The organism is Bacillus haimaensis (assembly GCF_048270625.1).
In the GTDB taxonomy this organism is placed as follows: domain Bacteria; phylum Bacillota; class Bacilli; order Bacillales; family Bacillaceae_I; genus Sutcliffiella_A; species Sutcliffiella_A haimaensis.
The window spans coordinates 2,781,663-2,806,802 of record NZ_CP158164.1 but is presented as its reverse complement, the minus strand read 5'-3'; the positions used below and the strand labels follow the sequence as shown (position 1 = coordinate 2,806,802).

At 45.1% G+C, this 25,140-nt stretch carries 23 protein-coding genes, 1 pseudogene and 3 riboswitches; of the genes and pseudogenes, 17 read left to right on the top strand and 7 right to left on the bottom strand.

The annotated features are described in order from the left end of the window. Position 1: 1 nt before the first annotated feature. Positions 2 to 343, bottom strand: a complete 342-nt coding sequence (locus ABN702_RS14240; protein ID WP_417897470.1) for a DMT family transporter — start codon at positions 341 to 343, stop codon at positions 2 to 4. 1 nt (position 344) lies between these two features. Then, positions 345 to 938 carry a TetR/AcrR family transcriptional regulator gene (locus tag ABN702_RS14235; RefSeq protein ID WP_417897469.1) on the bottom strand — a complete coding sequence of 198 codons (594 nt, stop codon included), beginning with the start codon at positions 936 to 938 and terminating at the stop codon, positions 345 to 347. A 148-nt stretch (positions 939 to 1,086) separates the two neighbouring features. On the opposite strand from ABN702_RS14235, the gene ABN702_RS14230 reads away from it, so the two are divergent. Continuing rightward, positions 1,087 to 1,239 carry a hypothetical protein gene (locus ABN702_RS14230; RefSeq protein WP_417897468.1) on the top strand — a complete coding sequence of 51 codons (153 nt, stop codon included), beginning with the start codon at positions 1,087 to 1,089 and terminating at the stop codon, positions 1,237 to 1,239. Positions 1,240 to 1,252: 13 nt separating this feature from the next. Then, a complete protein-coding gene (locus tag ABN702_RS14225; protein WP_417897467.1) occupies positions 1,253 to 1,582 on the top strand; it encodes a hypothetical protein in 330 nt (109 codons plus the stop codon). 62 nt (positions 1,583 to 1,644) lie between these two features. On the opposite strand, the gene ABN702_RS14220 is transcribed toward ABN702_RS14225, so the two are convergent. The 3 genes and pseudogenes from ABN702_RS14220 to ade all read right to left on the bottom strand — a co-directional run bounded on the left by ABN702_RS14220 (position 1,645) and on the right by ade (position 4,645). Continuing rightward, the gene (locus ABN702_RS14220; protein WP_417897466.1) at positions 1,645 to 2,172 is read right to left on the bottom strand and encodes a hypothetical protein; all 528 of its coding nucleotides are present in this window, start codon (positions 2,170 to 2,172) and stop codon (positions 1,645 to 1,647) included. A 128-nt stretch (positions 2,173 to 2,300) separates the two neighbouring features. Continuing rightward, positions 2,301 to 2,813, bottom strand: coding sequence for a universal stress protein (locus tag ABN702_RS14215; RefSeq protein WP_417897465.1), 513 nt, complete (start codon positions 2,811 to 2,813; stop codon positions 2,301 to 2,303). A 108-nt stretch (positions 2,814 to 2,921) separates the two neighbouring features. Then, a pseudogene (ade, locus tag ABN702_RS14210) lies at positions 2,922 to 4,645 on the bottom strand (adenine deaminase). A gap of 129 nt (positions 4,646 to 4,774) precedes the next feature. Further along, a riboswitch (purine riboswitch) is annotated at positions 4,775 to 4,876 on the bottom strand. A gap of 273 nt (positions 4,877 to 5,149) precedes the next feature. On the opposite strand from ade, the gene ABN702_RS14205 reads away from it, so the two are divergent. The 15 genes from ABN702_RS14205 (at position 5,150) to thiE (ending at position 23,002) form a co-directional block, all read left to right on the top strand. Next, a complete protein-coding gene (locus ABN702_RS14205; RefSeq protein ID WP_417897464.1) occupies positions 5,150 to 7,177 on the top strand; it encodes a transglycosylase domain-containing protein in 2,028 nt (675 codons plus the stop codon). 185 nt (positions 7,178 to 7,362) lie between these two features. Further along, positions 7,363 to 8,328: a quinone oxidoreductase family protein gene (locus ABN702_RS14200; protein WP_417897463.1), complete on the top strand. Its 966-nt coding sequence runs from the start codon at positions 7,363 to 7,365 to the stop codon at positions 8,326 to 8,328. A gap of 382 nt (positions 8,329 to 8,710) precedes the next feature. Then, the gene (locus ABN702_RS14195; RefSeq protein WP_417897462.1) at positions 8,711 to 9,991 is read left to right on the top strand and encodes an MFS transporter; all 1,281 of its coding nucleotides are present in this window, start codon (positions 8,711 to 8,713) and stop codon (positions 9,989 to 9,991) included. Positions 9,992 to 10,204: 213 nt separating this feature from the next. Beyond that, positions 10,205 to 13,264 carry an efflux RND transporter permease subunit gene (locus ABN702_RS14190; RefSeq protein WP_417897461.1) on the top strand — a complete coding sequence of 1,020 codons (3,060 nt, stop codon included), beginning with the start codon at positions 10,205 to 10,207 and terminating at the stop codon, positions 13,262 to 13,264. An 82-nt stretch (positions 13,265 to 13,346) separates the two neighbouring features. Then, positions 13,347 to 13,453: riboswitch (TPP riboswitch) on the top strand. 119 nt (positions 13,454 to 13,572) lie between these two features. Next, positions 13,573 to 14,256, top strand: a complete 684-nt coding sequence (gene tenA / locus ABN702_RS14185) for a thiaminase II (protein WP_417897460.1) — start codon at positions 13,573 to 13,575, stop codon at positions 14,254 to 14,256. Positions 14,257 to 14,259: 3 nt separating this feature from the next. Further along, positions 14,260 to 14,850, top strand: a complete 591-nt coding sequence (locus ABN702_RS14180; protein WP_417897459.1) for an ECF transporter S component — start codon at positions 14,260 to 14,262, stop codon at positions 14,848 to 14,850. Between the two features lie 13 nt (positions 14,851 to 14,863). Then, positions 14,864 to 16,342 (top strand): ABC transporter ATP-binding protein, encoded by a 1,479-nt coding sequence (locus tag ABN702_RS14175; protein ID WP_417897458.1) that lies wholly within the window; start codon positions 14,864 to 14,866, stop codon positions 16,340 to 16,342. After that, on the top strand, positions 16,323 to 17,123 hold the full coding sequence (locus tag ABN702_RS14170) for an energy-coupling factor transporter transmembrane component T family protein (RefSeq protein WP_417897457.1): 801 nt from the start codon (positions 16,323 to 16,325) through the stop codon (positions 17,121 to 17,123). Before ABN702_RS14175 ends, ABN702_RS14170 begins: the two co-directional genes overlap by 20 nt. Before the next feature lie 60 nt (positions 17,124 to 17,183). After that, positions 17,184 to 17,290: riboswitch (TPP riboswitch) on the top strand. Positions 17,291 to 17,614: 324 nt separating this feature from the next. Then, entirely contained in the window at positions 17,615 to 18,205 is a 591-nt protein-coding gene (gene tenI, locus ABN702_RS14165) for a thiazole tautomerase TenI (protein WP_417897456.1), read from the top strand. 13 nt (positions 18,206 to 18,218) lie between these two features. Further along, on the top strand, positions 18,219 to 19,346 hold the full coding sequence (gene thiO, locus ABN702_RS14160; RefSeq protein ID WP_417897455.1) for a glycine oxidase ThiO: 1,128 nt from the start codon (positions 18,219 to 18,221) through the stop codon (positions 19,344 to 19,346). 4 nt (positions 19,347 to 19,350) lie between these two features. Then, positions 19,351 to 19,554, top strand: coding sequence for a sulfur carrier protein ThiS (gene thiS / locus ABN702_RS14155; protein ID WP_417897454.1), 204 nt, complete (start codon positions 19,351 to 19,353; stop codon positions 19,552 to 19,554). Between the two features lies 1 nt (position 19,555). Next, the gene (locus ABN702_RS14150) at positions 19,556 to 20,323 is read left to right on the top strand and encodes a thiazole synthase (protein WP_417897453.1); all 768 of its coding nucleotides are present in this window, start codon (positions 19,556 to 19,558) and stop codon (positions 20,321 to 20,323) included. Then, positions 20,320 to 21,345: a thiazole biosynthesis adenylyltransferase ThiF gene (locus ABN702_RS14145; protein ID WP_417900917.1), complete on the top strand. Its 1,026-nt coding sequence runs from the start codon at positions 20,320 to 20,322 to the stop codon at positions 21,343 to 21,345. Before ABN702_RS14150 ends, ABN702_RS14145 begins: the two co-directional genes overlap by 4 nt. 182 nt (positions 21,346 to 21,527) lie before the next feature. Next, the gene (gene thiD, locus ABN702_RS14140) at positions 21,528 to 22,337 is read left to right on the top strand and encodes a bifunctional hydroxymethylpyrimidine kinase/phosphomethylpyrimidine kinase (protein ID WP_417900916.1); all 810 of its coding nucleotides are present in this window, start codon (positions 21,528 to 21,530) and stop codon (positions 22,335 to 22,337) included. Continuing rightward, positions 22,337 to 23,002, top strand: a complete 666-nt coding sequence (gene thiE, locus ABN702_RS14135; RefSeq protein ID WP_417900915.1) for a thiamine phosphate synthase — start codon at positions 22,337 to 22,339, stop codon at positions 23,000 to 23,002. Before thiD ends, thiE begins: the two co-directional genes overlap by 1 nt. Positions 23,003 to 23,204: 202 nt before the next feature. Here the strand turns inward: thiE and hmpA are convergent, their stop codons facing one another. Together hmpA and ABN702_RS14125 are read right to left on the bottom strand one after the other, a co-directional pair. Beyond that, positions 23,205 to 24,434, bottom strand: coding sequence for an NO-inducible flavohemoprotein (gene hmpA / locus ABN702_RS14130; protein WP_417897452.1), 1,230 nt, complete (start codon positions 24,432 to 24,434; stop codon positions 23,205 to 23,207). Positions 24,435 to 24,680: 246 nt separating this feature from the next. Then, the gene (locus ABN702_RS14125) at positions 24,681 to 24,881 is read right to left on the bottom strand and encodes a cold-shock protein (RefSeq protein WP_386636799.1); all 201 of its coding nucleotides are present in this window, start codon (positions 24,879 to 24,881) and stop codon (positions 24,681 to 24,683) included. Between the last annotated feature and the right edge of the window lie 259 nt (positions 24,882 to 25,140).

Sequence of the window (25,140 nt, the reverse complement as noted above, 5' to 3'; positions counted from 1 at the left end):
GTTATCCTTCCTCCCCTTGAACTTCTGCAGGAGTCGTGAGTTTCAATCCGATAATGCCTGCAAGCATCAGTCCTATAAAAAAAAGCTTGGAAGCACCAGCAGACTCCTCAAAGAAAAGTATTCCGACAATTGCTGTCCCTGCTGCACCAAAGCCGGTGAAAATGGCATAGGCGGTTCCTATCGGCAAAAACTTCAAAGATTTGGAGAAAAGGTAAAAGCTGACCGCAAGGGTTGTAATCGTAACCACGCTCGGCACCAGCTCCGTAAAGCCGTTGGAAAAGCGCAGTCCAAGCACCCAAACTATTTCAAGTAGTCCCGCTATAAAGATGAAGACCCAATGCATGTTATATTCCTCCTTGATGTATTCCCTTCCAGTAATGATCAAAAGCATGGAAAACTTTTGCTTCATATTCTTCAGGCTGGTAAAAAAAACGTTGAACGAAAAGCCCATCTATTAAACAATAAAAGGCATCAATCAATGGTAGAATCTCCTGCTCCTTTATTTGTTCTGTCCGGATGGCTTCGATGAATATCCGGTTTAGAATCTCGGTTGTATGTGCTTCACTCTGTTTGAATTGTTCATGGGTCAGCTCTTGAAATTGTTCTTCCGGGAAAAGCATCGAGCGCTTGTAAAGAAGCCCAAGCTCCTCATCCTTCCAAAAATCAACCATGCTTATTACCATTCCAAACAATTGTTCTCTGGTTGATTGATGATGGGCGTTTTGATAAGTCATGGTGATTTTTCTTGTAAATACATCCACCAATTCAATAATGACAGTTTTATATAGTTCATCCTTGTTCTTGAAATGCGCATAGAGGGAGGGCTTTTTAATTCCCACCATATTGGCAACATCATTAAGAGAGGTACCATAGTATCCTCTTTGGGCAAAAAGTTGGAGCGCACTTTTTTTTATTTTATCGTAAGTGGAAGGGGGCATGATTTATCGGCACCTTTCTTGTTTTTTACTACCTACCGTTCGTTAGGTTATAAACATATCCTACAACGAACTATCCAAAAAAGCAATTTCCATGTTTTAGATTAACGATATGGGGTAAGTAAAAGTAAGAGATGAGGGAGGAATTGATGTGAAAAGAAGATTGAAGAAGAAGCTTGAAAAAAGACAAGCTCTATTCAAGTCCCATGCTGAGCATCGTGCCATCGGGCATACGCAGCGCCTGGTCAATGCACATCAGAGAACTCAAAGTAATACACATAAAGCGACAGCAAGAGAACAATGAGGAGGGTATTTCCTTGAGTGAAAACACATTACGGACAAAGAATCAGAGTTTAATGGAAAAGGCTAAATATGCCGAGGACGGATCCTCCTTAAAAAAGGATGCAAAAAGCGTGAGCAGGATCAATCGGCATATGGAGCGGGAAAAGAAGCGGAAAGAGCAAAAGGCACTTCAGCCTGCCTATGAAGTCTTTGTGAACGACACCTCTTTCCGTGTCACAGGAGTAAAATCAGAAGAAGAAGCCATTGATAAACTGTCCAAGTGGAGCGCCTTCCACAATATGGTCAACAAGATGAAACAAAACGACGAGGAAGTAAATATCCATGCCAAGAAAATTCAAGGATAACAAAAACACGCCACATATGAATCGTGGCGTGTTTTTGTCGAGTTTTCATTTCAATAAAATTCTTAGAAACACTGGAATGATCTGATTCTGTTTGTATCAATACCGAAGTATACCCAAGTGAAGAACCACCAGCGGTAGCCGGCTACAGATCTTCTGCCGATAAAGGTAGGCCAGAACCAGAAGCCTTCCCCGTTATTCAGTCTAACCCAGGTATAACGACGTAAGCATCCCCACATCGATCCCGGATCGACTGCAAGTGCAGTAGGTCCACCTGCACCATAACCCATCGCTTCCGGTGGAGGGGAAGATGGTGGAGGTCCCGGTGGAGGTCCACCCTGACCGCCTCCCTGTCCCGGAGGTCCGAATCCGCCCGGTCCTTGTCCTGGAGGTCCGAATCCGCCTGGCCCTTGTCCTGGAGGTCCGAATCCGCCTGGTCCTTGTCCTGGAGGTCCGAATCCGCCTGGCCCTTGTCCTGGAGGTCCGAATCCGCCCGGCCCTTGTCCTGGAGGTCCAAATCCTCCACCTTGCCCTTGCCCGGATCCTGGTCCGAATATCGGAGGCATTCCAGGTAATTGTCTATATGGATACATAGGGATATCTCCTTTCGTGTAGCATCTATATACGGTATGCGTTAGCCTATGGATTGGTGAAGAGTGGCGTTTGAAAGCACAAAAAAACCAGGTCTTTTCCAGAAGGAAAGACCTGGTTCAGCCGTTTATCATTTTGCAACAAGTACAGGACAGGTGGCGGAATTTGTGACCTTATCGCTGACACTGCCGAGAATAAGTTTCTTTAGACCACCTAGTCCGCGGCTCCCGATAATGATCAGGTCATGATTTTGCGTTTCGGCGAACTTGCAGATGGATTTGGCGGGATCTCCAAACATTACTTCAACAGGTGCTTCTACACGTTCCTGTGCCAATAGTTCCCGTATTTCCATGGCTGATTCCTCTGTCGGATCATTGTTGGTAGCCTGTGAAGGGCGGTCGGTTGGGACACGCTCTTTGACATTGTTAGCGTACATATTCATACCTTCGAGTCCAAATCCTCCGACAGGCATGACTTCAGGCTGCCTTGATGAAATGGGGGCTCCCGTCATTTTTTCCTCCAATACCTGCAAAACTGTAATATTTGTATCGAGTCTTCTCATCATGTCGATGCCAAGCTTGAGAGCTTTGACGCTTCCCTCTGATCCATCATATGCAATGAGGATATTGTTGAACGAGTGCATGTTATTCCTCTCCTTTTTTTAATCTGGTCGTTTGTAAATTAAGTACCCTGTAACTAGACTTTTAAACGTAGACCAAGAGTGGAGGAGAAGATATTTTTTGTGAAAAAACTACTGAATGGAGATATGTTTGAACTCTGTTACATTAAACAATCCTGATTCTGTGAGCTTTAGTGCAGGAATAACAGGCAGGCTCAGAAATGAGAGGGTGACAAATGGATTGAAATCAAGCTCCATCCCTATTTCTGTTAATGTGCGATGAAGGTTATTTAAATGTTCTAAAACGTACTCCAAAGGCTGCTCTGACATCAATCCGGAAATTTCCAAAGGCAGGGTGGCAATTGGTTTTTGCTTCGATACAATTACCAATCCTCCTTGTATATCCTCAAGTGTTTGAATGGCAACAAGGAGATCATCGTCATTGGTTCCAACCGCTACTATATTATGAGAGTCATGGGCAACGGTGGATGCAATCGCTCCATTTTTTAATTGCAGTCCTTTCACTATGCCAATTCCAATTTTCCGGTACCTTTATGCCTTTCGACTACTGCCAGCTTCAGCTGATCATTCACTGTGCATGGAACGAATTCCCCTGCACTTGTTTGTACCGTTTCCTTTATATGGTTGGTGACAAGGCTGTTAGGGATAATTTCAATAATGTTGCAAGGTACTGAACCATCCACAGGCAGTTTCAAGTCTTCCTTTGAACACGTTTTGATGTGAACAGAATTTGTGAGTTCATTAGGCGCGGAATGAGGAACTCTCGATAAACCCTTTAAAGGGTCCGCTACTAGTTTTCCGCGTTTCAGGACTTTTATTATTTCTAGATTATTCAGATCCCCTACTAAAACAAGGTCCGCGTGGTAGCCTGGCGCGACAGCACCTTTTTGGGGAAGGGAGAAGCATTCAGCTGCATTCAATGTGGCCAATTGAATGGCAAGCAGCGGATCCATTCCCTCTTGAATCGCGAGCCGAATATTATGGTCGATGCTTCCTTCCTTTACAAGATCGTCGAGGTGCTTATCGTCCGTGCAAAACAAAAAGCGCCTTGCATTTCGATTATTAACAGCAGGTAACAGTGCCTTCAAGTCCTTGGCAACAGAGCCTTCCCGTATCATGACATACATCCCCCGCCTGATTCGGGCCAAAGCTTCCTCTGCAGTAACGCATTCATGATCCGTTTTTATCTGGGCACTGCGGTAAATATTGATTCCCGTTTCGGTTAAGCCTGCACCGTGCCCATCAATCTGCGCTCTTTCATTCCAAGCATCCGTCAGCTTTTCCATCATTTTTTCATCGGCATCCCTGACAGCTGGGAAGTCCATTACTTCAGCCAGTCCCAAGACCCTATCATTCTCGTAAAAAGGTGCCAGATCCTTTGCCTGCAGAGTGGCACCATTCTGTTCAAATGGTGTAGCAGGGACACAGGAAGGCAGCATGAAAAATACATCCACCAATGAATCCTTGGTTGCATCAATCATGAACTGCACGCCGGTTGCCCCGCTGACATTGGCAATTTCATGAGGATCGGTGATGATGGTGGTTACGCCATGTTCAATTAAAGTATTGGTGAAATGAAAAGGGTGAACCATCGAGGATTCCATATGGACATGTCCATCAATGAAACCGGGACATATATACGCTCCTTTGGCATCCAGGTAATCTATAGCTTCGTAGTCTCCTATTCCAATAATCGTTCCGTCTTTTATTGCTACATTATCCTCGATGATTTCGAGATTGAACACGTCAACGATTTTCCCGTTTTTGATGACAAGGTCAGCGGGTGTGTATTTTGCAGAAGCTTTGACAAGATTTGTCAGGTTGGTTGTATTCATTTCAATCTCCTCCAATAAAAAATAAAAAACTCCATAAAAATCCTGGAGTTTGACAATAGAGAAGTGGCAAAGAGGCTATCTTTTGTTTCCGTTCTACATAAAAAGTAGGTTTTTGCCGAAAACATACATATAGTATTTGCTCCATCCCGTAGTCAAACTGTTTAAGGCAGTTTGGTAGAAACTTATGGACCATATCTCCAAGATTATACGAGTAGCACTTTATACTTATTCATTAAGGTAATTGTTCATCATTATAGTGGGTGAAAAGAAGGGTAGTCAAGGGAATTTGAATTCGCGCAATTATTAGAATTCTATTTTTGTGGTTCAACTTCTTGTAAAATGGGTAAGAAGTAATGTTCAAGTTATGGAGAATAGAGGTATTACAGGGTTCCGTCGTATTTAATTCTAATGGATGAAGCGTGGAATTATGTGTGCTTACCCTAAAAAAATTTGGGGATGCTCCGAATTACTGTAAAGATTTTTGTTGTGAAATAGGGGGTTCTTATGGCGAAGAGAGTAGAAAGAAATAAGAAAAAGGTCAGCCTGCGAGCCTTGTTTTTAATGGCTGGGTTATTCGTGCTAATCGTATTGCTAGGGATGCAATTATATATTAATACAAGGGATGTCAGTGCTTTGACAGAACCTTTGCCTCAGGCGACTGTAATCTTTGACCGTCATGGTGAAGTTGCGAGTAAACTGACTGCAAGCAAAATAGAGGGAGTATCGAGTGAGGATATTCCGGATGTGATGAAACTCGCTGTCGTAGCGGTGGAGGATCATCGTTTTTATGAACATGACGGGTTCGATTTTGTTGGTACACTCCGTGCGTTTTCCTCTAATATCAAGGCAGGGGGAGTCGTACAGGGCGGAAGTACCATTACACAGCAACTGGCGAAGAATGTATTTTTGACACATGAACAAACATTTAAAAGGAAGTTTGATGAGTTTTTCCTGGCCAAGAAGGTGGAAAAGGCCTACACAAAGGATCAGATTATCAGCCTTTATTTAAATCAGATCTATTTCGGTGAGGGAGCATGGGGAATCAAGAATGCAGCCTCCGTTTATTTTGCAAAGGATCCAAGCGAATTGACACTGGCGGAAGCTGCCACCATTGCCGGATTAATTAAAGCACCTTCAGCCTTATCACCGTTGAATAATCCGGACCGTTCCATCGAAAGAAGAAATCTGGTCCTGCACCTGATGTATGATCAAAAGTTTATTACCCTCGAAGAACTCGAAGCCGCCAAAGCGGAAGAGTTGAAGCTTGAAACGAGAAATGTCGACCCATACGAAGGGAAATATCCAAGCTATATGGATTACATTCTCGAGGAAGCCAATAAAATGTATGGCATCAGTGAAAGTGAGCTATTGGCAGGTGGGTACAAAATCTACACTTCCCTTGAGCCTAAAGCACAGGAAGCCTTGGAAAAGGTGTATGCCGACCCAGCCAACTTCCCGACGGCACCTAATGGGGAAGTGGCCCAGAGCAGTGGAATCTTAATGGATCCCAAGACAGGTGGGATTCTTGCACTAATCGGTGGAAGAGACTATAAGTTCCGGGATTTCAACCGGGCATCACGACTCGCCAAGCAGCCCGGTTCCACGGTGAAGCCATTATTGGTTTATACGCCTGCTCTGGAAAAGGGCTATGATATGTATGATATGTTAAATGATTCACCTATCGATATAGACGGATACAAGCCGCTGAATCACACACTTGATTACCGTGGGGAAGTTTCCATGTACGACGCTGTGCTGAACTCCTATAACGTTCCGGCAGTCTCCCTATTACATGAAATGGGAATCAAAACTGGTGTTGAAGCGGCAAAAAAATTGTATCTGCCGATCACGGAAAATGACCATAACCTTGCAGCCCTGGCTCTTGGTGGATTTGACAAAGGAATCGCACCTAAGCATCTGGCGGAGGCCTACACCATTTTCCCGAATAAGGGCGAGCTTGTCGAATCCCATGCCATTATGAAAATCGAAACGGGAGACGGCGATGCAGTTGCAAATTTTGAAGGTGAAAAAGAGCAGGTCGTCTCCAAGGAAGCAGCAGAGAAAATGACCTATATCCTCCAAAATGTTGTGGAGGAAGGGAGCGGGAAGAACGCCATCATTCAAAGCAGAGAAGTGGCAGGAAAGACCGGGTCCACCCAGACAAGGGATGATAACCATAAAGCCACCTCCAACCAGTGGTTTGCTGGCTTCACGCCACAAGTGGTCGGGGCTTTCTGGATTGGATTCGATAAGCCTACAGAAGATCTGTACCTTCCGATTGTTTCAGGAGCCGGCAGTCCATCTGCGAAGATTTTCCAGCAGGTAGTGAGTGAAGCATTGAAGGATGAGCCGGTGGAGTCCTTCAATCTACCTGCTTTTGGAAAACAGAAAGCGCCTGTTAAGAAGCAAGAAGAGTCTCAAAGATCTTCTGACAATCAGGGCGAAAGGAAGAAAGAGGAAAAGAAAAAAGATAAAGATAAGAAAGATCGCGGGAAGAAGAAGGAAAAAGACGACGATGATGATGACGATTAACCACTGATTATTGAGAATGAGTGCCAAGTCCCTGATTTAGGACTTGGCATTTTAAGTTTGCGAGCCTCAGCCATTGCTAAAAAGGCAAATGGGTGAGAACAAGTTTTTTGCATCCAAAGTCATCAAGATAGTATATTGGACAATGAAGCAGGCTGGAATTTTGAATAGAAATGGAGGAACCTCTAATGAAAGCACTCGTATTTGATAAATTTGGCGGTCCGGATGTTCTGAATTACAGGGAAATACCGGACCCTGTAATAGGTGATCATGAAATTTTGGTTAAGACGGAAGCGGTTGGTTTGAATTTTGCTGATATCTATCGTAGAAAAGGCAACTACCATCTTGCAGGTGAGCCGCCTTATATTCTGGGATATGAAGGGGCAGGAGTGGTCTCAGAAGTTGGAGCCGCTATTACGGACATTATGGTTGGTGACAAAATAGGCTTTGCAGATGTCCCATATGCGAATGCGGAATTTGTGGCAGTACCTTACGAGAAAGCAATTCCTCTTCCTGATAAGATTTCTTGTGAAACGGCTGCTGCCGTTTTACTTCAAGGACTTACGGCACATTACCTTGTGCACGACAGTTATCCTGTTAAAAAAGGGGACACAGTTCTGGTGCATGCAGCAGCGGGTGGAGTCGGTCAGCTTTTGACCCAGATGGCTAAACTGCTTGGCGGCACGGTAATCGGATTGACTTCCTCTGCGGATAAGGCGGCTATCGCAAAGGGTGCAGGTGCGGACCATGTGTTTTTGTATGGTTCCGATTGGGTGGCAGACGTGAAAAAGGCAACTTCGGAGCAAGGCGTTGAGGTGGTGTACGAGTCAATCGGTTCGACCTTGGCATCAAGCTTTAAAGCAACAAAAGTTGGCGGGACGGTTGTGTTCTTTGGAATGGCAGGCGGCGATCCGGAACCTGTCGATCCAAGGATGCTGATGGATACCTCTAAGACCCTCACAGGCGGAGACCTTTGGAATGTGCTGACTTCACGGGAAGAGAGGGTAACACGTTCGAACCAGCTGTTTTCCTGGATCGCAGAGGGTCAGTTGGAAATTGCGGAGCCGAATGTTTTTTCCCTAAGTGATGGAGCTAAAGCCCACGAGCTTTTGGAGAGCAGAAAAAGTACCGGGAAAATATTGTTGAAGCCTTAAAATGACGCTAGGTAATCCTTTTGGATTGCCGGGCGTTTTTTATTTAACGGCAATGGATTGAGACTACCCTTTCATACCGCATCCCAGCAAAATACATGGGTGTGACGGAACAAAACCCACCCTTTCATACTCCATCCCAGCAAAATACATGGGTGTGACGGAACAAGACTGACCCTTTCGTACCGCCACCCAGAAAAAACTTGGAGGTGACGGAAGAATCACACTCCTTCCTCACCCCCGACTATCCATAAAAGTAAGCCTCCGTCACTACCCTGCTCTCCTCCTTGAGACCGATAGAAAATTACCCGTAAGTCCGTTACCAATGTTTACTAATCAAGGTAAAATGATGCTAGATAACAAGATGATGGTGAGGGATAATTCGATGAAAAACATGGTGCAAATCTTTAAAAATCGCAATTACAGTCTTTTGTTTCTGGCAGCATTTACTTCGCAGATGGGGAATATAATTGGAATTGCCGCTTTTATGCTTTACCTGTTGGATAGATTTTCAGAAAAGCCCTTCTACGCGGCCATTACGGAGCTTATGTACTCCTTGCCTACCCTGGCAGTATTTTTCCTGGTCGGGGTGCTGGCAGACAGGATGGACCGGCAGAAGATCGCTGCCAATAGTGATTGGATCTGTGCTATCCTGTCACTTGGTTTGCTTGGTGCCATCTACATAGATTGGATGCCGTTGATTTTTGCCCTATTGTTTTTGCGCAGTGCGGTTTCAAAATTCTTCTATCCGGCGCAAGGTGCGATGATACAAGGAATTCTCTCCAAGGATGAATATACGGTGGCAGCAGGATTAAACCAGATGACCAGCAGTTTGTTCATGCTTTTCGGAAATGCTCTGGGTATCTTCATCTACTGGACCATCGGACTACAAGGCGCAATCATAGTGGACTTCGCCACGTATATCGTCAGTGCACTTTTAATCCGAGCGTGTGTGCTTTCCGAGACAGTGCGTCTTCCCAATGGTACTCACAAGTGGAAGGAGATCAACATCAAATTTGTAGCAAAGGATTTTAAGGATGGGCTCCTTTATATCCTGAAAAGCCCATTGCTCGTCTATTTGATCATCGGATTCTTTGTTTTCGGGATTGTGAACGGAGGGATGTCTGTCATGCCTGCGTATATTTTGAAATATAAACTGGCGCCGGACAATTATGAGGAAATCATGGTTATTGTAGGAATTGTATTTGGTATCTCGGTGCTTTTGGGCAGTATCATAGCTTCCATGCTTGCCAAAAAGCTGAAGCTCTATCAAATGGTAATCATTGGCGTAGGGGTTTCTGGAGCATTTGTTATCGCCTCGGGGTATAGCACGTCGGTATTCTACTACTTGGCATTCAGTGCACTTGTTGGATTAAGTCTGCCATTTGTGAATATCGGAATTGGGGGTTGGCTTCCAAGAATCGTAGATCCGAAAATGATGGGGCGGGTGCAGGGGTGGATTACGCCTGTAATGATGCTTTCGCAGTCCATCACTCTTGGAATTATCGCGTTGACTTTCCAGAAAGTTGTCAGTGTCGAAGGGATTTATGTGTTGGTAGGTGGATGTCTGCTTTTTGTCTCATTTTTCTACATGGCCACCCTTCCAAAACATTCAGAAGAGGAAGAGGAAGCGCCAGAGGCTCTTGAAAAATCAGCCTCGGTTTGAGGAAGTTGAAAAAGGTGTTATCCACTTCGGTTAGCATCTTTTATTTTGAAAATAAATATTTCCATAATTTTCTTATGATGTTAAAATATCCAATGGGACACCCGGTTGGAAGAGAAAGGATGATTTTACGAAGTTTTAACACTAGTAAACGTAATGCCACGATATAGTTAGAAAAGAACGAAAAAACCAGTAAATTCTTAGGGGATATGTGAGATGAAAAAATTAATCGGCTTTTCATTGAAAAACAGAGCGGCAATCATTATTATGGTATTTTTGGTTTCGGTTATGGGGGTCTATTCCACTACGAAGCTGCCAGTCGAATTTTTGCCTAGCGTCGATAATCCGGTGATCACGGTGACGACGATTGCACAGGGGATGGATGCGGAAACGACGGGAGATACGATAACAGAACCGATTGAAAGCGGTTTGAAGCAACTTGCGAATGTGGAGCAGATGGTCTCTTCCACTAGCGAAGGACTTTCAAGAATAGATATATATTTTAATAACGAAGCAGATCTGAAAGAGTCAAATCAAGAGGTGGAGAGGATCGTCAATCAGCTGCCATTGCCACAGGAGGCGATGAAGCCCTTTGTTGTCCTGTTGAACACTTCGATGATTCCGATTGCGCAGATCGGGGTTCAAACAGATGAGGGAATGACACTTGAAGACGAACAGGTAATCAAAGAAAAAATCCTGCCGCAAATGGAAGAGGTTGAAGGAGTATCCACTGTCTCTCTGTACGGTCAATCAAGCACAGAGCTGTTGATTGAAGTAGATCCGGCAAGCCTCGAGGAGAAGCAATTGACTGCTATGCAGGTAATGATGGCACTTCAAGGCAAAAGCATCTCGGTTCCATCCGGCCAGTTGAATGTGGATGGCTCCTCTACCGCAGTGAGAGTGGTTGGGGAAATCGATGATGTGAGTGACATTGAAGCGATTATGCTTGCTCCCGATGTCAAGTTGGGCGACGTCGCAGCAGTATCGATCAATCAATACTATGAGGCGCTTACCCGTTTGAATGGTGCTGATGGTTTAGCCTTTATTGTTACTAAGGAAACAAGTGCAAATGCTGTAAATGTTGGTAAGGCAATGGATGAGAAGCTGGAAGAGTTGGCAAAGGAATATCCCGATTACAATATAAACATGCTCTTCTCCACTGCAGCCGAAGTGGAAAGTGCAGTATATGGAATGGCACGTGAAGTGGGAATCGGAGCGATAGCGGCCACATTTGTCATCCTATTGTTCTTAAGAAATATCCGAACAACCTTTATTGCAATCGTTAGCATACCGCTTTCCATACTAATAACGATGTTTTTGTTAAAACAATCAGGGGTAAGCTTGAATATTCTGACCCTTGGGGGATTGGCGGTCGCTGTTGGTAGACTTGTAGATGATAGTATCGTGGTCATGGAAAACAACTATCGAAGACTGAAGCTTGAAAAACTTTCGAAAGAGCTTGTCATCGATTCGACCAGAGAAGTGGGAATGGCGATTACCGCGTCAACCCTTACCACTATTGCAGTGTTCCTGCCGGTAGGATTTGTATCAGGCTCGCTTGGTGAGTTTGTCCTTCCTATGATCTTGGCGGTTGTTTATTCCATCATGGCTTCCTTGCTGGTTGCTTTGACTGTAGTACCGATGCTGAGCTTTATGCTGTTGAAGAAAGTGAAGCAGCAGGAGGAAAAACCAGCATTGAGATATAAGAAAGTCCTGCAATGGTCCCTGTCTCATAAATTCATTGTCCTTGCAGCTTCTTTCGTGATATTTCTTGCATCCATTGGCGGATATTTCCTGATTCCTCAATCCAATGTGGAGTCAGAGGTGGAGTCTGCAGTAAGCGTCAATCTTACTTTCCCTAAGGACATGGATCCTGAACTGGCAAGGGAAAACGCGCTTCTGTTTGAAAAAGAGCTTTTGAAAGAAGAAAAAGCGGACCAAGTGCTGCTTCGTATGGGGATGGCCCAGGAGGATGCAGAATTTGGCCAGGTAACACAATCGAATGTCGCAGCGTTTTTCGTCATGTTTGAAAAAGGAAAAGATGTGGACGCTTTTATCGAGGAAACAAAAGAGAAGGCAATGAACTTTAATGCGGTCGAAGTGGAAGCCATGAAAAATTCCTTTGGTGGATTTGGCGGAAGCGGGATCCAAATCGATGTAACAGCTGCCAATGAAGAGGAGCGGGTAGCTGCAGCTGAAATGGTGCTGCAAGAGCTGAAGGATATAGAGGGCTTGGATAAAGTCACTTCCAACTATGAAGAGATGCAGTCCGAGTGGAAGGTGGAAGTGAATCAGTCTGAAGCCGAAAAAGCGGGATTGTCAGCCCAACAGATCGGGGAACAAGTGAAAATGGCTTTGGCCAGAACACCGATGGGAGAAGTGACAGTAGCCGGGGAAAGACTCCCAGCAACCTTTAAATACAACCACAATGGATTGGATTCACAAGAAGAGCTACTTGACCTGAAGCTTGCTTCCCCTGTGGCAGGTCTAGTGGAACTTAAGGATGTAGCAACCGTTAAAGAGCAGAATATTAAAACGCAGATTTTCCACAAGGACGGGGAAGAAACGATACAGGTTTCAGCAGAGATTGTGGGAGAGGATGTCCGAAAAATCGGTCTTGAGGTAGATACGATGATCAAGGATCTTGACCTTCCTGATGGAGCGAATGTGGCTGTAGCCGGTGTCACCGAATCAATGCAGGAAACCTTTATGGACCTATTCAAGATGATGGGGATAGCCATTCTGCTTGTATATCTGATCATGGTCATTACATTTGGTGAAGCTCGTGCTCCATTCGCCATTCTATTCTCGCTGCCGCTTGCAGTGGTAGGTGGAGTAATCGGATTGATCGTGACGGGAACCTCGCTTGATATGAATGCACTGATCGGCGCATTGATGCTGATTGGAATCGTGACAACCAACGCGATTGTGCTATTGGAGAGAGTCATTCAAAACAAACAACGGGATCTTGCAACACGAGAAGCATTGCTTGAAGCAGGTGCAACCCGACTGCGTCCGATCGTGATGACAGCAGTTACGACTATCGCCGCGATGATGCCGCTTGTTTTCAGTCATGCAAGTGCCAGCAGCCTAGTATCAAAGAGCTTGGCCGTTGTCGTAATCGGAGGGCTGACCGTTTCCACCGCCCTGACCCTGATTGTTGTTCCGGTTGTCTATGAATTGCTGGATGGCTTCGGTAAAAAATCCAAGAAGAAACGTAGATGGTTTGGGCGTAAAAATAAGGATAAAAGTCCAATCGAAGTCAGCGGAAATTAAAAAGTTTTTGACAAACCGGAGAAAGCTGATATAAGATTGGTATCAGAAAAAGGATTCCACCTTATTCATTAACTTTATAGTTTTCTACCACTAGGGGTGCCTTCAAAAGGCTGAGATTAGAGTGAGACTCTAAGACTCTTAGAACCTGATCTGGTTAACACCAGCGTAGGGAAGTGGTCGGTCGAGCTCTCCATCTCTTTATTTCGAGTGGAAGAGAATTGTGAAATATACTCAACCACCTTTCCTGCGTAAGCGAGGAAGGTGGTTTTTTGTTTTTTCAAAAAAAGATTTGGACAGGAGGAAGAGGAATGAAATTTTCACAGGAATTACGCATGAAGGCAGATCCTATCTGGGAGGCTAGCTTTCACCATCCATTTGTAACGGGGATAGCCGATGGTACTTTGTCAATGGAGTCATTCAAATACTACGTGCTGCAGGATGCTTACTATTTAAGCCACTTTGCAAGAGTCCAGGCATATGCAGGAGCCAAAGCGTTCGATCTACATACTACATCCAGGATGGCTGCCCACGCACAAGGTACGTACGAGGCGGAATTGTCTCTGCATGAGAACTTTTCCAAGAGATTGGGAGTATCAGAGGAGGAAAAAGTAAGCTTTAAAGCAGCACCTACTGCACACGCCTATACCTCCCATATGTACCGTGCCGTTCTTACCGGGGGTCTTGGGGAAGTCATTGCAGCCCTGCTTCCATGCTATTGGCTATATTACGAGATTGGTGAAAGGCTGAAGGATGCCACACCTGCCGAGTCGATCTATCAGGAGTGGATTGCCGCCTATGGTGGGGAGTGGTTCCGAGAACTTGTGGAGGAACAGATTAATAGATTGGATGAGCTCGCGGAAAAAGCGACGAAAGAAGAACGGGAAAGAATGATGGAGTATTTTATCATCAGCAGCCATTATGAATATTCCTTCTGGGAGATGGCCTATACCTTGGAAAAGTGGCCGGTAGTGGAAATACAAATAAACGCGTAAGGGATGAGGAAAATGAAAAAGGGACTAAAATTGACGGATATTCTTGTCACTATTGTGATCTCATTGGTGTTTGGAATCGTCTATAAAATCTGGGGACCAATCTACAGCCTTTTAACCCCATTGGGACTGCAGATCCAGGAGTTATCCTATGGTATGTGGTTTATTGCAGCTTCTGTTGCCTATCTGCTAATCCGAAAAGCAGGTGTCGCCTTCTTGGCGGAAGTGGCTGCTGCCTCGGGTGAATTTCTGGTCGGTTCGGAGTATGGTTTGATGGTACTTGTTTATGGAGTGGTGCAGGGGATTTTTGCAGAGGCTGTATTCATGGGCTTCCGCTATAAGCGCTTTGACATGATGGTTGTTTCACTTGCAGGTGTTGCTGCTGCAATAGGATCTCTTCTGATGGACTTGTTCAGAGGCTACCTGTTTGATTTTGTGTGGTGGAATGTGACGCTGTTGATTTCTTTCCGTATCATCGGAGCCATCCTTTTATCTGGAGTACTTGCCTATATCCTTGTAAAAGCGTTGGAAGCAACAGGAGTCACGAGTTTATTGCGTCCTGCGAGCAAAGAGGACTACGATTCCTTGAGACAGTAAAAAGGAGGTAAATATGGAGCCAATCATCCTATTGGAAGATTTACGATTGAAGTATCCAGAGGGCAGGCAGTTGTTCCATGACTTTTCCCTGTCTGTAAAAAAGGGGGAAAAAGTTCTGATCCTTGGGCCTTCAGGAAGTGGCAAATCGACCCTGCTTCAGGTGCTGTCAGGCTTGATTCCGGAGGTGCTGGATGTCCCGATGGTTGCCAGGGATAGGGTGGCTCCAAATTCCTGGGGCTATGTTTTCCAGGATCCCGATACCCAATTCTGCATGCCATATGTTGATGAAGAGCTGGCATTTGTTCTGGAGAATCTGGCGGTTCAAAGAGATAAAATGCCCGAGAGAATTCGTCAGCTCCTGGAACTAGTAAGATTGGATCTCGATGATATACATACAAGCATCGGGAAGCTCTCAGGAGGTATGAAACAGCGTTTGGCGATAGCGTCCGTTCTTGCCATGGAGCCGGAGGTATTGTTTCTGGATGAGCCCACCGCCATGCTGGATCCAGTAGGGACGCAGCAGGTTTGGGATACGATAAAGGGAATAGACGAAGAAAAAACGGTGATTATTGTGGAGCATAAGGTGGATCTCCTCCTCGATTATGTGGACCGGATTGTGGTGCTTGATGAGGTAGGATGTATCGTGGCGGACGGTCCAACAGCCAGCATCTTTCAGAATCATATTCCACTTTTAAAGAAATATGGGATCTGGTATCCGGGAGTGTGGGAGGATTATCTGAAGGAAAGAGAGAAAGAGGCTGACATAGTTTCCATAGAACCCGAACAGCTTCCTATTATTTCCTTAGACGGTTTTTCTGGTTATAGGGGAAGAGAGAAAAAGATCGAGGTAGAGGGTAAGGTTATCCATCGCGGAGAGTGGATAGCTATTGTAGGCGAAAATGGCGCTGGCAAAAGCACCTTGCTGGAGTCATTGATGCAGCTGGTCAAAACGGAAGGTGTATATACCTTGGATGGCAAGGCTGTAAAAGGCATTCCTTCTAATCGTATTGGCTTTGTCTTTCAGAATCCGGAGTTCCAATTTGTCACCACCAGCGTTTATGAGGAAATCGCATACTCATTGCGTTGGAAAGAGCAGAAGGAAGAGGAGGTAGCGTTGCGGGTCGAGGAATTGTTGCAAAGGTTTCGGCTTCAGCATCTGAAAACTCAGCATCCCTATCAGCTCTCAATGGGTCAAAAGCGCCGGCTCAGTGTCGCAGCTGCAGTCATCAACGAACCAGAAGTACTCCTGCTCGATGAACCGACATTCGGGCAGGACAGCAAAAATACGTTTCGAATGCTGGAATGGCTGTACTCAATGAAACAGGCAGGAGTATCCATTGTCATGGTCACGCATGATCTTCATATTGCGGAGAATTTCGCGGATAGAGTGTGGGTGGTGGAGAATGGGAAAGTAAAAGAAGAGGTCCCGGGTAAAGAACTTTGCAGTAAGCTTGAGAGTAGGAGAGAGAAGCATGCAGTTAGCGCTAACTAATAAACAATCATGGATGCATGGGGTGAATCCAAGCCTGAAGCTCCTGATCATGCTGCTTATTTTTATCGGCATCATGTTCATTCATAATGTGGATGTCATTACTTATGTGACCCTGTTATTCCTGTTGGTCTTTCTAGGTTCAATAAGGTACCCTGTAAAAATAAAAATGTTGATTCTCCTGCCTTTTTTGTTCATTTTTCTTACAAGTTCACTTGCGATGATCATGTTTGGAAAAGGGGATACCACCCTGTTGCGCTTTGGACTCATTCATGTGACCGAAGAAAGCTTTTTCAGGGGGGTACATCTAGGTCTTCGTTCGATGGTGTTTGCTTTTTGCGGCCTGATTTTTGCGCTTACCACAAAGCCTGTGCTGCTATTCTATTCCTTGATGCAGCAAGGGAAGCTTCCTCCGAAGTTTGCCTATGGATTCATGGCTGGAGTAAGACTGTTGCCCATCATGTTGGAGGAGTATCTCACATTAAGAAATGCTTATTTGGTTAGAGGGGTGGAGCAGAAAAAAGTGGTGGCTGCGTTTTTTAATAAGATAAAGCTTTTTAGCATTCCCCTTTTATCCCAGAGCATCAGGAGGGCACATCGTGTAGCGGTGGCGATGGAGGCGAAAAGATTTAGTAGGCAGAAGGAACGGACCTATTATTATAGGACGGGATTTTCAAAAAAAGACATATGGTTTGTCGCCCTTTTTATATGCGTGTTTATGTTAGGCTTTGCTGCTGCCGACTACCTGCCGATTTTCTCGATTTCCGATGTTCGTTACAGGTAGGTCAGAATGAATTTCTTGAAGATTCGTAATCGTGTGTTAAAATGAAAGTGTCAATTGAAAATTTATCACTAGGGGAGTCATAAGTGACTGAGATGGAAAGAACGATTTCCAGACCCTTCGAACCTGATCTGGTTAATACCAGCGTAGGGAAGTGGAGCCGTTCTATTTTGGATGAGGAAAGTACATACCATTGATAGACAAAACCACTCTTACGCGAAGAGTGGTTTTTTTATGGAAAGGCGCCATTAAATACCGCTGTTGATTTCCGAACTAGGCGCAGCGACCCAAGGGGCGGTGCTGGAGCCTCCTCGGGCTTTGCCCTGTGGGGTCTCCAGCCTACAGCTGCCTCCCGCAGGACAAGGAAGGCTGTGGCAGCGATACATCGCACGAAGAAAATGCTCGCATTTTCGAGGAGTCTTCGCCTATTGCTTAGATTCTTAAGTATCAACACTAGTCTTTATTTGAGATAAAAGAAAAAAAGGGTGTTGGAAATGACGCTGCATGTTATTACAGATGGAAAAAGAACAGATGATGAACTGGTATCCATTCTTTGCTCGATTCATTCCCATGTGGACCACATACATGTTAGGGAAAAGAATCGACCAGCAAAAGATTTATATCAAATAGTAGAAAGATTGATTCATAGTGGAATTTCTCCTAAGAAGCTCATCATCAATGACAGGGTGGATGTGGCCCATACACTCGGAGTTGGAGGCGTACAGCTGGCGTATCATAGCTTAGGTGTTACTGAGGTTAGGAGATTCTTCCCCGGTCTGCAAGTTGGAAAATCGGTCCATTCCTATCAGGAGGCAGTAGAAGCGGAACAAGATGGGGCATCGTTTCTGCTCTATGGACACGTATACAGTACAAAGTCAAAAGATGGTCTGAAGCCCAGAGGAATGGAGGAGCTGAAAGCTATCGCCTCTACTATATCCATTCCAGTGATCGCAATTGGGGGGATTACTCCAGACAAGACTGCCGAGATTAAAGGTATTGGCATAAAAGGGATAGCCGTCATGTCCGGTATCATGAGTGCCAAGAATCCCGTGGAGGCGGCAATTTCCTATCAAACTAGTTGGTGACAGGAGGGATTGGATGGGCACAAGCTATGACGTCATTATCATAGGTGGGGGTGTCAATGGATGTGCATCCGCCTATTACTTAAGCAAAACCGGAAAAAAGATACTTTTATTGGAAAAAGATCGGATTGCATCAAAGGCATCCAGTGCCGCTGCAGGCATGCTCGGTGCTCAAGTGGAGGTGACCGAGGCAGGTCCTCTTTTTGAACTTGCTAAAGAAAGCAGAGCCATATTCCCTCACTTGCAACAAGACCTGAAGGAATTAACCGGTATAGATATTGAGCTTGTTCAAAAAGGGATGCTGAAGCTTGCGTATCACGAAGAGGAAGTTATGTCGCTAAAAAAGACGATTGCTCTTCAACAGGGACTTGGAGAAAAGGCAGCTTGGATTAGCAAGGAAGAGGTTTTGAGGAGAGAGCCTGATTTAGGGGTGGAGATGCTTGGCGCCATGGATATTCCGATGGATGGACACGTCAATCCGGAAAAGCTGACACATGCATTTGCCAAGGCTGCCATCACGCTCGGGGCAGAAATCAAAGAATATGTGGAAGTGTATTCGATACAGGATCTTAATCAAGAAACTGTAAAAGTGGAAACGAGTGAAGGAAGCTTTGCAGGGGATTCCATTGTTGTAACCGCAGGTGCATGGAGCAAGAGAATCTTATCGGAGCTTGGTTTGAATCTCCCATCCTATCCGGTTAAAGGGGAATGCTTTTCAGTGCTGACAGATAAGCCGATTTTGGAGAGTACTATTTTTACAGACTCCTGCTATATAGTACCAAAAAGCGGCAACCGGCTGGTGGTTGGTGCCACCATGGTGCCCCACACTTTCTCTGAAAAAGTTTCCATTGGAGGACTGGCTTCCCTAATGAAGGAAGCAATCAGAACTCTTCCGGCAATCGAGCATGCCAGCTTTGAACGTACATGGGCAGGAATCAGGCCGCAAACGGGTGATGGACTTCCATTTCTAGGAAAGCACCCAACCTTCCCCAGTATCTTTATTGCCACAGGTCACTACCGGAATGGAATACTGCTTTCGCCAATCACAGGGAAGCTGGTGGCTGGCATGATTAATGGATGGAAGCTGCCGGATTATATGCTTGCATTTGGACTGGAAAGAATACAAGAACCTTCAATGAGGTGAAAAAATGAAAATATGGATAAATGGCGATCAGCTGGAGATTCCAAACGATGTAACCACCGTTGCGGAATTATTATTACATTTTCAGCTCGATCAAAAGGTAGTTATTGTAGAAAAGAACAAAGAGATATTGCGAAAAAATCTTCATGCAGCGGAACCCGTTGCAGAAGGTGATCAGCTGGAATTAGTACATTTTGTAGGAGGCGGATGATATGTTGAAAATTGGTTCATACACATTTAATTCTCGTTTATTACTTGGAACAGGAAAGTATCCGGACTTTGATATTCAACAGAGGGCTGTGGATGTATCCGAATCGGAGATCCTGACGTTTGCCGTTAGAAGAATGAATATTTTTGAAGCGAGTCAGCCGAACTTTTTGGAAAAATTGGATTTGGAAAAATACACGCTCCTGCCAAACACAGCAGGTGCCAAAACGGCTGAGGAAGCGGTGCGTATTGCCAAGCTCGCAAAAGCATCCGGGCTGTGTGACATGATCAAGGTCGAAGTGATCGGCTGCTGGAAGACGCTGCTGCCAGATCCAGTGGAAACCTTGAAAGCAACAGAAGAATTGCTGAAAGAGGGTTTTATCGTCCTGCCATATACGTCCGATGATGTCGTCCTTGCCCGGAAACTCGAGGAGCTTGGCGCACATGCCATCATGCCAGGTGCATCCCCGATCGGTTCTGGCCAAGGAATCATCAACGAATTGAACCTTAGCTTCATCATCGAACAGGCGAATGTTCCTGTAATTGTCGATGCAGGAATAGGATCCCCAGCAGACGCAGCCAAGGCGATGGAATTGGGTGCAGATGGGGTGCTATTGAATACCGCTGTATCAGCCGCGAAAGATCCTGTGAAAATGGCCTATGCCATGAAACTTGCCATTGAAGCGGGACGCCTAGGATATGAAGCCGGCCGAATGGAGAAAAAGCGCTATGCAACAGCAAGCAGCCCGACCGAAGGAATGAGTGTGGGATAATGGAACGCTATTCACGTCAGACCCTATTTTCACCGATCGGGGAAGACGGTCAAAATCTATTAGGGCAAAAACATGTCCTTCTGATCGGTGCAGGTGCACTTGGAACAGGAAATGCCGAGGCGCTGGTTCGTGCCGGTGTCGGCAGGCTGACCATTGTCGACAGGGATTATGTCGAGTGGAGCAATCTTCAGCGTCAGCAGCTATACAGCGAAGAGGACGCAAGCGGAAAGCTACCCAAGGCGATTGCCGCTAAAGCACGTCTGGAAAAAATCAATTCGGAAGTAGAGATAGTTGCGCTAGTAGACGATGTTACAGCAGAGAGTCTGGAGAATTTCGTGAAAAACGAACAGGTTTCCCTGCTCCTTGACGCCACAGATAATTTTGATATCCGTCTGATCATGAATGATATCTCGCAAAAATATGAGATACCCTGGATTTATGGGGCATGCGTAGGGAGCTACGGCCTTTCTTTTACCGTTTTGCCAGGAGAAACTCCTTGTCTTCAATGCCTGTTGAACACCGTTCCGCTAGGAGGAGCAACCTGCGACACGGTCGGCATCATCTCTCCCGCTGTTGGAATGGTGGTGGCGCATCAGGTGGCAGAAGCCTTGAAGCTGTTAACAGGCAACAAGGGAGCTTGTCGACGAAAGCTCGTTTCTTTTGACCTCTGGAAAAACCACTATGTGTCCATGGATGTTGCGAAAATGAAACAGGCAGGCTGCAAGAGCTGCGGAGAAAAGAGAACCTATCCGAACCTCTCCTTTGAAAACCAAACAAAAACAGCGGTCCTATGCGGACGCGACTCTGTCCAGATCCGCCCATCCAAAACGGGGGAAAGAAATCTGCCGGAGCTGAAAAGAGTACTCATCGGACGAGGAATGGCTGTCGAGGAAAATCCTTATCTACTGTCCTTTGAAATAGAGCATCACCGCCTGGTGGCATTCAAGGATGGCAGAGTGCTCATCCATGGAACAAAGGATATACAGGCAGCAAAATCTTTGTATTATCGGTATTTTGGTTAAAACACTTTAAAATGGAAAAGTGCTTTAATTGTATGCCTAGCTGTTGATTGGAGCAATAGGCGAAGGCTCCAGCACCGCCCCTTGGGTCGCTGCGCCTAGTGCGGAAATCAACAGCGGTGTTTAAAGTGTTTAATATGTTTAAAATGCCAATGGAAAAAGTGAAGAGCACGGAGGTGACAACCATGGTAGGAAAAGCATTAACCATCGCAGGCTCGGATAGCGGTGGAGGAGCAGGAATACAAGCAGATCTGAAAACCTTTCAGGAATTGAAGGTCTACGGGATGTCTGCGATTACTGCCCTAACTGCGCAAAATACAAAAGGCGTTCAAGCGGTATACCCCATCCCTATTGATATGGTGCTTCAACAGCTTTCTTCCATAGAGGAAGACTTGAAACCGGATGCTATAAAGACAGGAATGCTTTTTAGCAGCGACCTGATTGAAGCAGTCGCACAACAGATAAAAAGCTTTCAATGGGGGAATGTAGTGGTGGATCCGGTGATGATTGCAAAAGGGGGAGCCAAGCTCTTGCAGGAGGAGGCTATTCGTTCACTGAGGGAATCGCTCATTCCACTTGCAACCGTCATCACTCCAAATATTCCGGAAGCGGAGGTGTTGACTGAAATTCCAATCCGTTCAATGGAGGACCGTCATCGGGCAGCAAGGATCCTACATAAACTTGGTGCAGATTTTGTGGTTATCAAGGGCGGTCACGGATATGGAGACGAACTCATTGATTTAATCTTTGATGGGGATAGCTTCCATGAAATGAAGAGTATGAGGATTGCCACGAAAAACACACATGGAACGGGTTGTACCTTTGCCGCTGCCATTACAGCTCAACTGGCAAAGGGACAGTCGGTTTGGGATGCCATACAGATAGCCAAGGAATTCATCCATGCTGCGATTGAAGATGACCTTCAAATTGGCAGTGGCCATGGCCCGACCAATCACTGGGCTTACCAGCAGAGAAGGGTGAGTGTCATTTCTTGATGGAAAATAAATTGAAAGATCTGCTGCGACTATATTTAGTGATGGGAAGCACCAATTGTCGTGAAAATGATCCCCTGACCGTTCTTGACGCAGCTTTAAAAGGAGGCGTTTCCCTCTTCCAATACCGTGAAAAGGGGAATGGGTCCAAATCCGGGCAGGAGAAAATAATGCTCGGTCAGGCGTTGATGAACCGTTGTCGTTCATATGGTGTACCTTTTGTCGTGAATGATGATGTGGAACTTGCCCTGAACCTTGGGGCGGATGGATTACATATCGGTCAGGAGGATGGTTCGATCACCAAAACAAGAGAAAAATTTGCCGGAAAACTACTCGGTGTCTCCGTCCATAATGTACAGGAGGCGGAAGAGGCAGTGAAGTGCGGTGCTGATTACCTTGGAGTAGGTCCAATGTATTTTACCAGTACGAAAACCGATCTGCATGAGGTCAAAGGACCGGATGTAATCAAAGAAATCCGCGCAGCTGGAATCACTCTTCCAATCGTCGGGATCGGTGGGATAGACAAAGAACGAGCTGCATGTGTAGTGGAGGCCGGTGCGGATGGTGTTGCTGTTATTTCCGCAATTAGCCAAGACCCATACCCCACTGATGCAGCAAGGGAATTGCTATACGCGGTGGAAAAAGTTTTGCATGTTGCAAAAAAATAAATATCCATTATCAAAAAATGATGCTATAATAATAGGACCATTTACTTTATTACATGTTTGTAACCACCCTGTTCCTTTTTGGAGCAGGTTTTTTTATGTGCTTGGCACTTTGTTTGAAGTGAACGACGTTAAGGGGCCTGACCCCCACCGCTTTAAAGCGATGGGGGTCAGGACCCTTTTTAGTGCTTTAATGTAGTGAGGGTCAGACCCCTACACTTTCCTTCTGTTTCAAATCCATCGCAGGTCCGAAAAATTCGTAGTTGATTTTTTCGGCTGGTACTCCGATGTTATCCAGGTGGGTCAGGATGGCACGCATGAATGGAACCGGTCCACATACATAGAATATAGCTTCTGGTTCAGCATGCAGCTCTTTGATCATTTCTTCTGTTACATATCCATCGAAGTGGAACTTTTGGAAGCTGCGATCTTCCTCAGTTGGATTTTCATAGACAAAGATGGCTTCACCTTTTTTCAGAGTTTCCATTGAATTCTTCACTTCATCATAAAATGCATGAACCGTTCCATTTTTTGAAGCATGCAGGAAGGTCGTTGGGCGGGTAGGCTCTGTTTGAGCGATTGCCTTCAACATACTTAGCATAGGAGTGATCCCTACTCCACCACTGATGAGGTAGACTGGTTCATTGCCTGTATCAAGAGTGAAGTCTCCTGCAGGTACAGTAAGCTCCAGCTTATCACCTACTTTGACATGATCATGCAAGTAGTTGGAGACTTTCCCTTCCGGAGTGATTTCCGCTTCTCTTTTGACAGAAATCCGGTAAAATTTTTCAGTAGGCGCATCAGATAGACTGTACTGGCGGTTCAATAAGTATTCTTCACCTGGAATGGATACACGGATGGTGATATATTGGCCAGGCTTATGAAGAGAAACTTTGCTTCCGTCTGCCGGCTTCAAATAGAAGGAAGTGATTACAGAGCTTTCCTCTTCTTTTCTTACTACTTCAAATTCTTTAAAGTCGGACCAGCCGGCATTCGCTTTTTCTGCTTCTTGATACATTTCCTGTTCCACATCAATGAATACTTGAGCAATGACGCCATAGGCTTCTCTCCATGCATGCAGGATTTCCTCGGTCGCTGCGTCTCCAAGCACTTCCTTGATCGCGAGTAGCAGATGCTCACCTACAATAGGATAGTGCTCAGGTTTTACTTGTAGGCTTCGGTGCTTATGTGCAATCTGTTTTACTGCAGGAAGCAGGACTTCAAGCTGATCGATATAGGTTGCTGCTGCATAAACGGTGTTGGCCAAAGCAGTTTGCTGGCGTCCTTTGGATTGGTTTGCATGATTAAAGATATTTAATAATTCCGGATGGTTTTCGAAAAGTTTTTTATAGAAGTAAGTAGTAATTTCTACGCCCTTGTCTGCTAATACAGGTGCAGTGGATTTAACGATCTCAATTGTTTTCTGGCTTAACATGATAAGATCTCCTTTAAAAGATATATTTTAAATACATCTTTATTATAAGAGGGATGAATGGTTAAAGATATATTTCAAATACATCTTTAACAAGTCTGTCACAATCTTATGGCTGAATTGTGAATGAGGTCTGTGTATGTGTATATGAATCGAATAGGAAGGGAAGAGGAATGGAGGTTTAATCTGTTGAAAAAGGGCAAAATAAAAAGGCCCCCATAAAGGGAGCCTTTTTTATCTTTTGAAAAATTATGCTTTGTTTACGTTAGCTGCTTGGTCGCCACGGTTACCTTGAACGATTTCAAATGTAACTTGTTGACCTTCTTCTAAAGATTTGAAACCTTCGCCTTGGATAGCTGAGAAGTGTACGAATACGTCGTCTCCGTCTTGGCGCTCGATGAATCCGAATCCTTTTTCTGCGTTAAACCATTTTACTGTACCTTGTAACATGTTGTTACCTCCTATGTGCTTTACGCACAAATGTATTACTATTCTTGCTCAAACAATATCAAGGCGAAAGTTAAATCTTAACTTTGAATCCTTACATACCGAACAAAAATAATTCTTCTTAAGAATAACAGTAAACACCAAAAATAGCAAGAGAAGATGATATTCCTTTAGGAATTCGGAAGCCGTTCGACATGGATGACGATACTCCTGCCGGGGTCTGGCCCCGACTTTCATTTTATTTTTTTCTATTGAGTATTTC

Coding starts and splice junctions, on each gene's coding strand:
- ABN702_RS14170 (WP_417897457.1), top strand. CDS start 16,323: ATGCAGTTAGCGCTAACTAATAAACAATCATGGATGCATGGGGTGAAT.
- ABN702_RS14190 (WP_417897461.1), top strand. CDS start 10,205: ATGAAAAAATTAATCGGCTTTTCATTGAAAAACAGAGCGGCAATCATT.
- tenI (WP_417897456.1), top strand. CDS start 17,615: ATGACGCTGCATGTTATTACAGATGGAAAAAGAACAGATGATGAACTG.
- thiO (WP_417897455.1), top strand. CDS start 18,219: ATGGGCACAAGCTATGACGTCATTATCATAGGTGGGGGTGTCAATGGA.
- tenA (WP_417897460.1), top strand. CDS start 13,573: ATGAAATTTTCACAGGAATTACGCATGAAGGCAGATCCTATCTGGGAG.
- hmpA (WP_417897452.1), bottom strand. CDS start 24,434: ATGTTAAGCCAGAAAACAATTGAGATCGTTAAATCCACTGCACCTGTA.
- thiS (WP_417897454.1), top strand. CDS start 19,351: ATGAAAATATGGATAAATGGCGATCAGCTGGAGATTCCAAACGATGTA.
- ABN702_RS14235 (WP_417897469.1), bottom strand. CDS start 938: ATGCCCCCTTCCACTTACGATAAAATAAAAAAAAGTGCGCTCCAACTT.
- ABN702_RS14195 (WP_417897462.1), top strand. CDS start 8,711: ATGAAAAACATGGTGCAAATCTTTAAAAATCGCAATTACAGTCTTTTG.
- ABN702_RS14200 (WP_417897463.1), top strand. CDS start 7,363: ATGAAAGCACTCGTATTTGATAAATTTGGCGGTCCGGATGTTCTGAAT.
- ABN702_RS14205 (WP_417897464.1), top strand. CDS start 5,150: ATGGCGAAGAGAGTAGAAAGAAATAAGAAAAAGGTCAGCCTGCGAGCC.
- ABN702_RS14175 (WP_417897458.1), top strand. CDS start 14,864: ATGGAGCCAATCATCCTATTGGAAGATTTACGATTGAAGTATCCAGAG.
- ABN702_RS14150 (WP_417897453.1), top strand. CDS start 19,556: ATGTTGAAAATTGGTTCATACACATTTAATTCTCGTTTATTACTTGGA.
- ABN702_RS14180 (WP_417897459.1), top strand. CDS start 14,260: ATGAGGAAAATGAAAAAGGGACTAAAATTGACGGATATTCTTGTCACT.
- ABN702_RS14240 (WP_417897470.1), bottom strand. CDS start 343: ATGCATTGGGTCTTCATCTTTATAGCGGGACTACTTGAAATAGTTTGG.
- ABN702_RS14215 (WP_417897465.1), bottom strand. CDS start 2,813: ATGCACTCGTTCAACAATATCCTCATTGCATATGATGGATCAGAGGGA.
- ABN702_RS14220 (WP_417897466.1), bottom strand. CDS start 2,172: ATGTATCCATATAGACAATTACCTGGAATGCCTCCGATATTCGGACCA.
- ABN702_RS14125 (WP_386636799.1), bottom strand. CDS start 24,881: ATGTTACAAGGTACAGTAAAATGGTTTAACGCAGAAAAAGGATTCGGA.
- thiD (WP_417900916.1), top strand. CDS start 21,528: ATGGTAGGAAAAGCATTAACCATCGCAGGCTCGGATAGCGGTGGAGGA.
- thiE (WP_417900915.1), top strand. CDS start 22,337: ATGGAAAATAAATTGAAAGATCTGCTGCGACTATATTTAGTGATGGGA.